Origin of the sequence: Nguyenibacter vanlangensis (assembly GCF_013376155.1) — a bacterium.
GTDB lineage: Bacteria > Pseudomonadota > Alphaproteobacteria > Acetobacterales > Acetobacteraceae > Gluconacetobacter > Gluconacetobacter vanlangensis.
This window is the reverse complement of sequence record NZ_JABXXP010000046.1, coordinates 1-12,466: the sequence shown is the minus strand read 5'-3', so window position 1 is coordinate 12,466 and position 12,466 is coordinate 1. Positions and strand designations below refer to the sequence as shown.

Annotated in this window: 6 protein-coding genes and 1 pseudogene; 1 reads left to right on the top strand and 6 read right to left on the bottom strand. The window is 60.7% G+C overall.

Going from position 1 to position 12,466, the window contains the following annotated elements:
* From HUK84_RS05030 to HUK84_RS05010, 6 genes and pseudogenes are all read right to left on the bottom strand, one after another.
* On the bottom strand, positions 1–195 hold a 195-nt coding region (locus tag HUK84_RS05030; RefSeq protein ID WP_218064223.1), incomplete at its 3' end, for a hypothetical protein.
* A 618-nt stretch (positions 196–813) separates the two neighbouring features.
* Positions 814–954, bottom strand: a pseudogene (locus tag HUK84_RS23850) (IS481 family transposase); the annotation flags it as partial.
* A gap of 223 nt (positions 955–1,177) precedes the next feature.
* Entirely contained in the window at positions 1,178–2,593 is a 1,416-nt protein-coding gene (locus HUK84_RS05025) for a M28 family peptidase (protein ID WP_218064222.1), read from the bottom strand.
* A 200-nt stretch (positions 2,594–2,793) separates the two neighbouring features.
* The gene (locus tag HUK84_RS05020) at positions 2,794–5,913 is read right to left on the bottom strand and encodes a TonB-dependent receptor domain-containing protein (RefSeq protein ID WP_176639285.1); all 3,120 of its coding nucleotides are present in this window, start codon (positions 5,911–5,913) and stop codon (positions 2,794–2,796) included.
* 483 nt (positions 5,914–6,396) lie between these two features.
* Positions 6,397–8,049, bottom strand: coding sequence for a S10 family peptidase (locus HUK84_RS05015; RefSeq protein WP_246285404.1), 1,653 nt, complete (start codon positions 8,047–8,049; stop codon positions 6,397–6,399).
* Between the two features lie 274 nt (positions 8,050–8,323).
* Complete coding sequence (locus HUK84_RS05010; protein WP_246285403.1) at positions 8,324–11,161, bottom strand: TonB-dependent receptor domain-containing protein; 2,838 nt, start codon at positions 11,159–11,161, stop codon at positions 8,324–8,326.
* 552 nt (positions 11,162–11,713) lie between these two features.
* Here HUK84_RS05010 and HUK84_RS05005 point away from each other — a divergent pair.
* Positions 11,714–12,466 (top strand): SLAC1 family transporter (locus HUK84_RS05005; protein WP_456306659.1); only part of this gene is annotated, 753 nt, incomplete at its 3' end.

Genomic DNA, 12,466 nt, shown 5'->3' with positions numbered 1-12,466 from the left:
GGCGGTGGTCGCGGGGGCCGTCTGGGCGGCGGCCAGGGCCGGAATCGCCGCCGTGGCGATCAGCGCCGTGGCGCCCAGCAGCAGGGCGCGGCTGCCCGGGCGGGTTTCAATGAAAGCCGGATAGCGCCGTCGCTTCCGGACCTGACCAGGTACCGCAAGGGTACGCTGACGCGGTGTTTCGCCGTATAAGGCCATGAAATACCTGCATTGAAGTTGAGACGAAGAAATAGCTCGAGCGATGCTCCGGGACGCATATGCGCCCAACTCGTAACAAGAAGGCAACATGGGTGGAACGGATTGTGTTGAAATTGTCCACACGTGGCATTTTAGCAACATTGAGCCGGATGGAAAACATATGAAATGATACAAAGATAAAGTGTATATCGTTATTTTTTTAAAAATTTCCCAGAATTTTTTTTCGACTGTGTATCATATTATATATGATTTTAGTGGCAATTCCGCACGAATCAGTCGGACGCGCAGTGCTATCTGTTATTTTTGCAACGCTGGTTCCGGCTAGGGAGCGCCGGCCCCGCTCCCCGCACACGGACTGGGGCAATCCAAAAGCCCATTCCCTTGTGAATGAACGTGATTCTCCTAACGAATCAGATTTAAAATTAATAAATTTAAATTAAATAAATTATCCACAATAATATTTGTCGTCCGAGAGAATTTTTTCTTTGCAGGGCTTATAAATTCTCATCTAGAAATTAATTATAATTAATTTTTACATTTATCTGTTCGGTCACGCACTCCGCGTACCCACGAGGTAGAAGAGCGTGTCAGATGCGGGATCGTCGCCTGTAATGCCTAAAGGCAGTCATCCAGGGGCAGCAGGGTATGGCGGCGGAACGCCACGACGATTGCTTCTTCTTCGATCGACAGGACAGTTGAAGAAGGCACCTTCGGGTCGGTGCGTCGATCTGACAGACCGCTCCGGCCCTTCCATTTGGCAGGCCGCGGTTGCCGGAGTGGGTTTCAATAAGAGTCGGATAGCGCCGTCGCTTCCGGATCTGACTGGGTACCGCAATGCTACGCTAACGCAGCGTTTCGCCATATAAGGCCATGAAATGCCTGCATTGAAGTTGAAAGGAAAATAAAAAACTGCGAATCTCTCTCCATGAGCATATGCGCCCAACTCGTAACGAGAACGGCATGCAGCAAGCGCTTGCTGGGACTAATGCGTGTGGCCGGGAAGGGGGCGCGGCGGCATGCCCGCGAAGGTCACCAGGCTCTGGGCGCCGTTCGCCGAAACAGAAGATACGCCGAAGAAATGATCGTCGATATTGACATTCTTGAGGACGAGCGACGTCGCGCCGGCCGGCGCGACGTGATGGTCTGTCCAGGCGGTGCCGTCGGCCAGGCGCCAACTGACCCGATAGGATGCGGCGCCCGGCACCGACGCCCAGGTCACGGTGGTGTCGTCGGACAGCGCGCCGGTGATCGTCGCCTTGACCGGTGCGGCGGGGGCGGATGCCAGGTTGGACAGTACGATCATGTTCAACGCTGTCACCCGCGCGAGATACGGGAAGTCCACAAAATCGATCGTGTCACCGTAGAAGCGCCCGTCTTCCACCCGCACGCGCTGATGCTGGCGGTCATAATCCTCCACCGCTTCGGTGAAGCGAACGGCGGGGAAGCCTTCAGCCAGGAAGGGAATATGGTCACCACCGCGCATGAAGCGGTCCGGCCGCCGTACCGCCCGCACCATCAACCCGATGGCCGGATGCGCCGCTGCTTGTGCCACGATGGCCTTGGCCAATGCACGCGAGGGGGAATCATCCTCGCCGCCCGTCGCACGCTGCGTCTTGATGTCAGTGGTATCGGCGGCAGTCTGGATTCCTTCGCTGAACACGCGGACGCGATTGTCGACATGTTCGCCACCGATCCCGTGGGTGTTGCCGACGATGTCGTTGTTCAGCACGCTGGCGACCTGCCATCCTCGAGCTTTCACGGTACGGGCCAGAAGTTCGCCGCCCCATAATCCCTGTTCCTCGCCCGACAAGACGGCATAGATGATCGTCGCCGGGAAATGTCGCCGTGACAGCAGGCGCGCGGCCTCCATCACTAGGGCCACACCCGACGCGTCGTCGTTGGCGCCCGGTGCGTCGGTGGTCGCATCCATCACGTCATTGACGCGGCTGTCGATATGGGCCTCCACGATTACCACCCGATCGGGATCCGTCATGCCTTTCTGGATGGCCAGCACGTCCTCGATCCGCACCCCATCCGGAGCGCGCGGTCCGGTGAACCGGTCGCCGATCGTCTCGATCGTCAGGCATCGGCCGCAAACGGCGCTGTCTGCCATGAAGCGGTCCGCGACCCAGCGCCGTGCCGCGCCGATCCCTCGGTGGTCATCTGTTGTGGTGGACAATGTATGCCGCGTGCCGAACCTGACCAGTGCCGCCACCGTCTGGCGCAGCCTTGCCTGGTCCGGGTGCGGTATGTCGTTCGCCGCCGCCAGGCTGGATCCGGCAGGCGTCACGGATCCCGCCAATCCACACCCCAGCATGGCAAAGGCGGTAAGAAAGGTCAGGGACACACGCCTGCTGCGTGGACTGTCGTCAAGGTAGGATCCAATAGCGCGTTTCATTTCTTCACCATTTCTTTCTTTCACTCCGCGCCGTAACCGCCTGTTCACGGCGGGCTAAGCAGAACGGCGCGCCCCGAACAGACGCGCCGTCCGCCAGACTCCGGCACGACCCACGGGCTGCACCGGTCCATGTGGCTCCGCTTCACGATCGCCCCGCTTTAATGACGGAGGGAGGTATGCGAAATGCGATGTTGACAAGGTCAGAAGTTCACGCCGGCCTGTGCCCAGATATAGCGGCCGATGAACAGGTTGGAATAAAGCCCCGAGGCGCTGTTTTCCGTCGAATCCTGCACGAATGGTGGGTTCTTGTTTAGAATATTATTGACACCAGCGGTAAATTTCCAGCGACGGAAATTATAGCCGACCGACACGTCATGGGTGAAGATGCCAGGCGTGTGCGTGTAGCCATAGAGCGGCCCATTGCCGGCCGCGATCGACTGCGCGTTATAGGTCGCAAGGTCGGTCTGTCCGTCGTTCCACTGCATGCCACCCATATACTGCATCATATAGGTGAAGCTGAACGCGCCGTGCATCCAGGTCGCGGTCGCGTAGTCGCGCACGCGGGGTTGGCCGTTGCCTGTCGTATACATCAAGCGGCCGGCTAGATTGTCCCACGCGCCGCCCGGTTCGAACTGTTCCAGATAGCTGATCAACTGCTGGTAATTGTTATGCAGGACGAACACATCCTCCGGCGTGACGCGAATGCGGTAATCCAGGTCGAAATCGATACCGCTGGTCCGCAAGCCACCGACATTCGTGTCGATCGTCGAAAGGTCGTTGATTTGGTCCGTCAGCGCTGATCGGTCGATCTGGTTGCAGTATTTCGGGTTGTTATACTGATAGCACTGGTTCGCGACATATTGCGGCGACAGCGCGGCGATCATGTTCTTCAGCGTGTAGTGCCAGTATTCGACCGAAGCCGACAGGCCAGGCGTCCAGCGCGGAGTGATGACGGTGCCGACGGTATAGGTGCGGCCGGTTTCCGGCTTCAGGCTGGCATTGCCGCCGACCAGCGACGGAATCTGGCCGGAATTGGCATCGACCAGCGTCTGCGGGTTGACCACGCCGTGCTTCATGCAGTTCGCGATGACGGTCGCGCTGATCGCATAGCTGCCGCCCGCACAGGGATCGTTGCCCGCCAGATAGCTCAGGCCTTGGCCGCCATAGAGTTCATAGACATTCGGCTGACGGAAGGACGTGCCGAGCGTAGCGCGGAAGCGGATGTCACGGATCGGCGCCCAGTTGATGGATACCTTCCAGTTCTCGGTGCTGCCAAACGTGTTGTAGGAGGAGAAACGCCCCTGGCCGTCGATCGTCAGGTCATGCGCGAAGGCGACATCGTGCAAAAGCTGCGCCCTGCCTTCCAGATAGGCTTCGTTGACATTGAAGCCGCCGCCTGTGTACTGGCTGGTATTCGTCATGCTCAGCCCGGCGGCCGCCAGCGGGTCCGGGTTATAGTTCAGCTGTTCGCTGCGATGTTCCATGCCCAGCGCGATACCGAACGCTCCACCACCGGCCCACGGCATCGTCGCGACCTTGTCGTTGTGGATGCGCACGTTCAGGTCGCGCATCTGATATGATCCACCATCATGGGTGGTATAGTTGATATAGTTGATCTGCTGCGGCGTCAGGCGCGAGAACGCGTTCGTCACCAACTGGCAGCCTGCGGAGGCTTGGCAGACCGCGGGGTTGTACGTCACCGCGCTGTTCGGATCCGACGGGTCGAGCTGCTGGATCCCGTAGGAGTTCATCAGGTTCTGATAGCTGCCGATATTCTCGCCCTGGTCAGCGTACTGGTTGGCGCCGTACGTGTAGGAAACGTCGTACATCCAGTGATGGGTGATTTCACCCTGGACGCCGAACTTTCCGGTCACGGTATCGGTCTGGCTTTCGAACCGGCGGTCGCCCAGTTCGATCAGGCGGCGGTACAGATAGACGTCCTGCGGCGCGCCCGAATACAGGCCGCTGAGCGTGGCCAGGCCGTTGGGGCCGGTCGGGTTGTAGGGGGCGTTCGCCGGCAGGATGAAGGCGTTCGGCAGGTTGGAGGGAGGAACGCTGCCGGACGTCGGTTCGCCCGCCAGGGTGACGGCGGTGGCACGGTGCGAATACAGCGCAGTGGCATAGACCGAGAAATGCCGGTTGATGTCGTAGTGGAAATCGCCGTTCGCCGTGGCATCCTGGTAAGCGTTCGAAATCCACTGCTGTGACCCATAGTTGTAACGGTCGGCATCCGTGAAGTTATGGATGCTGGTACCGTTGTTACTGGTCGACCATTCGTAGTTGCCGTCCGCCGTGAAGATGTTGCCGCCGGGCGGAATGGATGAGCCATAGGCTTGCTGGCCCGTGGGATTGTTGGTAACCGCCACCGGAGTGGCCCAGGACCGATCGCGCTGCGGCACACCGCCCACGGTCTCGTACTGGGCGAAGATGGTGATGTTGCCCTTGTCGTGATCGAAGTTGAAGCCCTTGTAGCCCGAGATCATGCCCGTCCGGTCATCGCCCTGGTCGGTGATGCCACCGCGAACGGTGATGTTCGCGTCGTTCATGTTGTGCTTGAGCTTGATGTTGATGACGCCCGACACGGCGTCGGCGCCATACAGTTCCGAACCGCCATCCTTCAGGATTTCGACGCTCTGAACGGCCTGAATCGGAATAGTATTCAGATCCACGCAGGAATTTTCACCGTTCAGCGACGTGCGCTTGCCATCAATTAGAACCAGGACGCGGTTCTGGCCCAGGTTACGCAGGTCGGCGCAGGCCGCGCCAGCGGTGCCGTTGGTCTGGCTGTTATACGTGCCGCCCGATCCCATCGAGGGCAGGCGCTGTAGGTAGTCGCCCATCGACGTCGCGCCGGTCTGTTGGATCTGTGTCGCGGTGATAATCTGGACGGGGTCGGCTCCCTGATTGGCCGAGGTGGACAGCATCGAACCCGTGACGACGACCGCTTCCGGTGCCGCCGCGTCGACCAGTCGCGGACTGGCCGCGGCGAGATTCGTGAACGAGCGGGCCGGGATCGGCGCGGCCATGGTTGCAGGCGCGGCCGAAGGCATCACATGCGTCGTCCTGGCCATCGGCTTGGCTGGCACATGGTGGTGGGTCGTGCTTTTGTGCTGGTGGGTCGGGGTCGGGGTGATCGCAGGAGCCGTCTGGGCAGTGGCTAGGGCCGGAATCGCCGCCGCGGCGATCAGCGCCGTGGCGCATGGCAGCAGGCCGCGATTGCCCGGACGGGTTTCATCGAGAGTTGGATGGCGTCGTCGCTTCCTGACCCGGTCGGGCGCCGCAAGTGCATGTTGACGCCGTGTTTCACTGCATAAGGCCATGAAATACCTGCATTGAAGTTGAAAGGAAAAAATAAAAAACGCGAGCGAAGCTCCAGGACCATATGCTCCGGGTTCGCAACGAAATTGCAACATCCTGCGTCCATCATGTGTCGAAAAATGTCCACAGGTTGCATTTTCGCAACGTACGTATTGCGCATTATGAAACGAGATGTATGAAGTCAGTATGTTATGTAATTACTTTATAAATTTTGTACAATCCCTGGGCCGCGAAGCCGCGCTACGTAGCGGAATGGGATGGTTTGCAATAGGATTGATTGCGAAATAATAAAATTATTTTTATGGAATTATTTTTTCAAGGCACTTAAAAACTCTACTGCCGTCGAGGATTGTCCATCCCCAACCGTCATTTCGATCATGGCCGGAAATCAACCGGATAGATAACCCAATTACGACATGCCCATACTTGGCGTGGCTCTTTCGTTGCGAATGCCACCAGGCAAGCCGCGCCAAGTGTGGGGTCGTTCAGTGCGGCAAATTATCCGTCCGGCGGATAAAGTCCGCCGCGTTGTCGTGCAGTTCCTTCAGCGCCGGTGCATGGGCGTACACCATGTGTCCCGACATATATTGATGGATCTCGATATTTCCGGCCAGCTTGCGCGGGATCGGCAGGTGGCGCATTTCGTACACGCCTTCGAAATAGGGCGTGCCCAGGTCGAAATAGCCCTGGTTGAGCTGCACCTTCAGCATCGGATTTTCCTTCATCGCCATGGCCAGGTCGGGCAGGACGTTGGGCAGGCCGCGATTCGAATGCGGGACACCGGGCTGTTCGTGGGTAAAGGACCATTTGCCGATGGAATGGGCGCTGGCCTTGTATTCCTCATAGGCGCCGGTCGGGCTGTCGCCGCCATAATGCAGGACGTCGCGGGCATAATCGTTGAAGGCCGACAGATAGGCCGAGCCCATCGCCGAATCCATCGGGTCATAGAACGGATGCTGCGACAGCGGGTCAATCGAGGCGCCCGAGAAACGGCTGTCGAGCCGGCCGGTATCGGTGTCCTCATCCGCCATCAGGGTCTTTTCGAATTCGCCACCATTGACGCGCAGATTGGCGCGCTTGATGTAATCGACCGGCAGGCCCGTATAATCATGCAGGCGGGCGGCGATCTCGTTCAGCCGTTGGTCGGTGATCGCCGTGCCGTCCTGCAACGCGCCGGCATAGTCGGTCAGTGCGAAATGCTCGACCTCATGCAGGAATGTTTTCAGGTCCGCTGGCTGGTGCGGCAGCTTGCGATGATACCACGCGGTGGCGGCATAGCTGGGCAGGGCGAGGACATAGGGTTGATCGACGCTGGGATTGGCCTCGGCCCGGTCGATGCTGTTGTCGTAATCCAGGATCTGCGACAGCAGCATGACCCCGTTCAGGTCGATCTCCTTGTCCTGCTTCAGCATGTTCGCGACGATGGCCGACCGCGTGGTGCCGTAGCTTTCGCCGAAGAGATATTTGGGCGCGTTATAGCGGTGATACCGGCCCAGGAACTGGGCGATGAAATCCGTAAAGGCCCAGGCATCGGGGTCCGTGCCGTAGAACGATTTTTCCTTGTCCTTGCCCCCGATCCGCCCGAATCCGGTTCCCGGCGCGTCGATGAAGACCAGGTCGGTGACGTCCAGCAGGCTGTCGTCATTGTCGACCAGCTTGTAAGGCGCCGCAGGCGTATGGGTGTCGTCGGCCGTGACGATCCGCCGCGGGCCGAAGGCGCCCATATGCAGCCACACCGTGGCCGATCCGGGACCGCCATTATAGATGAAGGTGATCGGCCGCGCGGCCGGCGCCACGTTCTTCTTGAAATAGGCGACATAGAACATCGCCGCCACCGGTTGGTCCCCCGGCTTGCCCTTCTTTTCCGGGGCCGCGTCGTCCCAGTCGCGGGGATGCACGATCAGCGTGCCCGCGACGGCCTGATAGGCGATTTTCTGCCCACGGACCGTGACGATGCCGTCCGAGATCTTCTGCCGCGGGGTGAAATCGAAGGGGGCGAAGGAAGATTTCCCGTCATCGTCCTGCGGGGCGTCCTGCGCCGCATGCTCGGCGGCCAGAGCCGGAACGGCAGGCAGCGTGGCGGCGGCGTACATCCAAAGCCCGAGGGCCGCGCCGCAGAGAAGGAGTTTGCGATTCATCGTGTGTATCTCATGTCGGTCTGTCGTTCGACCGGTCCGGCATGGGGTATGCCCGCGATTGCGCGCCCCCGCCCGCGGAATGCGTCCGGTTCGGTCGGTCGAGCGTGTTCGGTCGCGATCGCGGCAGGATAACAATGTTCTGTCAGTGCACCAATCCTGGCGCGCCTGCATGGGATAAAAGATAATTTAGAACATGTCGCGATTGGGCCGCCGAATAAAAAAAGGGCAGTGGCCGCGAAGACCACTGCCCGTCAGCAATCACATGGTGATCGCGTCAGAAATCCACGCCGGCCTGCAGGAAGACATAGCGGCCGACCACCAGGGTGCTGTATTGCGCCAGGTTGGTGTTGGACGCCGAGTCGAAGACGAACGGCGGCTTCTTGTCCAGGATGTTGTTGACGCCCGCCTCGAAGTTCCAGTTACGCAGGCGATAGGCCAGCGTCAGGTCATGCGAGAAGATCCCCGGCGTCCGCCACTGGCCGGCGGTCTTGGCCGTCAGGTCCTGGGTGCCGTTGTTCCAGACCATGCCGCCCGTGTAATGCATCATATAGGTCAGGGCGAACGGACCGTGCTGCCACGTCGCGGTGGCGTAATCGGTCACACGCGGAATGCCGCCGCCATCCAGGATGCCCACGCCGCCCTGATAGAACAGGCGCCCGGCATAGTTGAACCACGCGCCCCCCGGCTCGTTCTGCTGCAGGTAGCTGACGATCTGCTGAAAATTGTTCGACAGCGTCAGCACGTCCATCGGCGACAGCCGCAGGCGGTAATCCAGGTCGAAATCGATGCCGCTGGTCTTCAGGCCGCCCAGGTTCTGGTCCAGGCCGGTGACCGTGGTCAACTGCCCGGTGTTGGTGCGGGCCGAGATATCGCTGCAATAGCCCGGGTTGGCGCCCGTATAGCAGCCATCCAGGATATACTGGGTCTGCAGCGGGCTGATCATGTTCTTCAGCGTGTAGTGCCAGTAATCGACCGAAACCGACAGGCCGCGTACCCAGCGCGGGGTCAGCACGGCGCCGATCGTATAGGTGCGGCCGGTCTCGGGCTGCAGCTTGGCATTGCCGCCCGAAATCGTCGGCACCTGGCCGGAATTCGCATCCACGAAGGTCGCCGGGTTCACGCCCTGCCGCATGCAGTTCGCTATCACATTGGGGGACAGGCCGCCATAGGAACCGGCCTGCGCGCACGGATCGACCGCGGCGGCATAGCCCAGCGACGAACCGCCATAGAGTTCATAGACGTTCGGCTGGCGATAGGACGTGCCCAGCGTGGCGCGGAAGCGCACGTCGCGCGTGGGCGCCCAGACGATCGAACTCTTCCAGTTCTGGGTGGAGCCGAACGTGTTGTAGCTGGACCAGCGGCCCTGGGCGTCGACCGTCAGGTCGCGGGCCAGCGGGGCATTGTGCAGCAGCGTCAGCTGCGCTTCGCCATAGACCTCGTTCACGTTGAAGCCGCCGCCGGTATAGGACGAGGTATTGCCCGTCGTCTGCCCCGAGGCCACCAGCGGATCGGGCGAATAGCTCAACTGCTCGCTGCGATGCTCCATGCCGAAGGCCAGACCGAGATTGCCGCCGTTCTTGTAGGGCAGTTTGGCGACCTTGTCGTTGTTGAGTCGAAGGTTGAAGTCGCGCAATTGGTAATAGGCGTGATCGTGCTCGGTGAACTTGCCGTAGTTCGCCGCGGCCGCCGAATAGGGCTGGAACGGGTTCTGCAGCACGCATCCGGGCTGGCTGGTGCACACGGTCGGGTTGTACACCACCGCGCTGTTCGGATCGCTAGGGTCGAGCTGCTGCACGCCCAGTTCCTGCTCCAGATGGGCGTAATTACCCATGTTGTTGTAGGAATCGGTCGTCTGGTTCCAGCCGTACGTCATGGACGCGTCATAGTTCCAGCCGTACCACAGCTCGCCCTTGCCGCCCGCGATCACGGTATAGGTGTCGGTCGCGTTGTTCTCGCGGCGCGGGCCCAGATCGTTCATGCGCTTGTACAGATCGACGTCCTCGCCCCAGTAATTATAGGGGTTGCCGGCCGGCAGGACGAAGCTGCTGGGCAGGGTGGACGGATAGATGCTGCCGGTGACCGGCGAGGCCGCCATCTGCATGAAGGACGTGCGGTGGCTGTAGCGGACGTTGGCATACACATCCAGATGCCGGTCGACATCGTAATGCGCGTCGCCGCTCAGCGATGAATTCTGGATCTGGTTCGTCAGGTACTGGTACTGGCCGAAATTGAAGCGATCGGCCTTAGTGAAGTCATGGAACGTCGTGCCGTTCTGGTCCGACACCAGGTTCAGATTGCCCGACGCATCCAGCACGCGCGCGGCAGGCGGAATTGACGATCCATAGACCGGCGTCACGCCCGGCCCGGCGACGGGGTTGGACAATTGCGGATTGGCCGACCAGTCGCGGTCCCGCTGGCGGATGCCCTGCGTCGTGTTGTACTGACCGAAGATCGTGATGTTGCCGCGATCATGGTCGAAATTGAAGCCCTTCGTGCCCGAGATCAGGCCGGACAGCCCGTCGCCATACTGGCTGACCCCGCCCTTGACCATCAGGTTGGCCGTGTTCACGTCGTGGCGCAGCTTGATGTTGACGACACCCGCCACCGCATCGGCGCCATAGAGTTCCGAGCCGCCATCCTTGAGGATCTCGATGCTCGCGATCTCGTTCAGCGGGATGGAGTTCAGGTCGACACAGGCGGCCTGGCCATTGATGGCAGTGCGCTTGCCGTCGATCAGGATCAGCACGCGATTCTGCCCCAGATTGCGCAGGTCGGTGCAGGAGACGCCATCACCGCCGTTGGTCTGGGTATTGCCCGTGCCGGACGAGCCGATCGAGGGCAGGCGGGACAGATAGTCGCCCAGGTTCGTCGCCGAGGTCTGTTGGATCTGGCGCGACGTGATGATCTGCACCGGATCGGCGGCCGTGTTGTTCGAGCTTCGCAGGAACGAGCCCGTCACCACCACATTCTCGGCATTGCCGGCGCCCGAGGTGCCGCCGGCCGGGGCGACGGACGCGGCGCTGGTCAGTGACGTGGCCGTCTGGGAAGCCGCCGTCTGGGCAAAGGCGGAGGTTACCAGCGTTCCGCCGAATGCGGAAAATGCCAGCAACATCCACTTTCTGTTCCGAGGGGTCATTCTGTAACTTTCCTATTACTTCGCGTTAATAAAAGTTACATCGTTCCTCCAGCTTGTCGACCGGCGGTCGGACGGGGTGTCGCAAATTCTTCATAATCTGTTGTTCATCTGCAACAGTGGGTGAGCATCGCATACCCGCCCCGGCGCCCATGCCGATAACTGGCCAGCTTGTTCCGCAGGATTGATATGTGTCATAGTATGTCATGAATTTACATAATATTATTCAGGAATATTTGTTGCGGACATATAATATGTCGCAACGATAAGCCCCCTTGTCGAATAAACCCATGCCGGGTGCCTGTGTCACAAAGGACACAAATCATGGTCGCGGCGATGCCGGCCGGCCAGGTGCGCACCGATGAATGACCGGGCGATGCGGGCATCCATGCCATCCGACAGACGCCGTGCATCATATGGTGATATTTGTTCTGATTTTCAGATCAATTCTATCTTAACAATCTATTTTTATGTTTGATCGGATCGGCGCATCGTCCACGGATCACGTCCCGGAAAAATGGTCCCGTCCTTATGAGCGCGCAGTTCCCTACCCTGTCCCGTCGCGCCTGCGACGACGATTCGTATCCTGTCATCCGGCGCTTCGCGCCCAACTGGTTCGCCGTCACGATGGGCACCGGCGTGCTGGGGCTGGCCTTGCACCAGGCGCCCTTCCGCACCGCGGCGACCGAGGTCGTTTCCACTACCCTGTGGGGGGTGGCCGGCCTGCTCTGGCTGCTGTTCGCCGGGCTGTACGCGGCGCGCTGGGTCCTGTACCCGCATGAGGCGCGGCGCATCTTCGACCATCCGGTCATGGCGACCTTCCTGGGCACCATTCCGATGGGGCTGGCGACGGTCATCGGCGGCCTGCTGGCCTTCGGCGTTCCCTGCTGGGGGCAGGGCGCGGTCGGTGCGGCCGTGGCGTTGTGGTGGTGCGATGCGGCTTTGTCCGTCGCGGTCGGGATCGGCATCCCGCTGGCGATGATCGTCCGTCAGGACCACACGCTGCCCGCAATGACCGGGGTCTGGCTGCTGCCGATCGTCGCGGCCGAGGTCGCGGCCGCGACCGCGGGCGCGCTGCTGCCGCACCTGTCCGACCCGGCCGCGGCGTGGCGGATGCTGATCCTTTCTTACGCGCTCTGGGCATTTTCCGTGCCCCTGGCCTGCAGCGTGCTGGCGATCCTGGTGCTGCGGCTGATGCTGCACAAGCTGCCCCCGCGTGAGATGGCGGCCTCGGGCTGGCTGGCCCTGGGGCCGCTTGGGACCGGGGCGCTGGGGCTCCTGGCG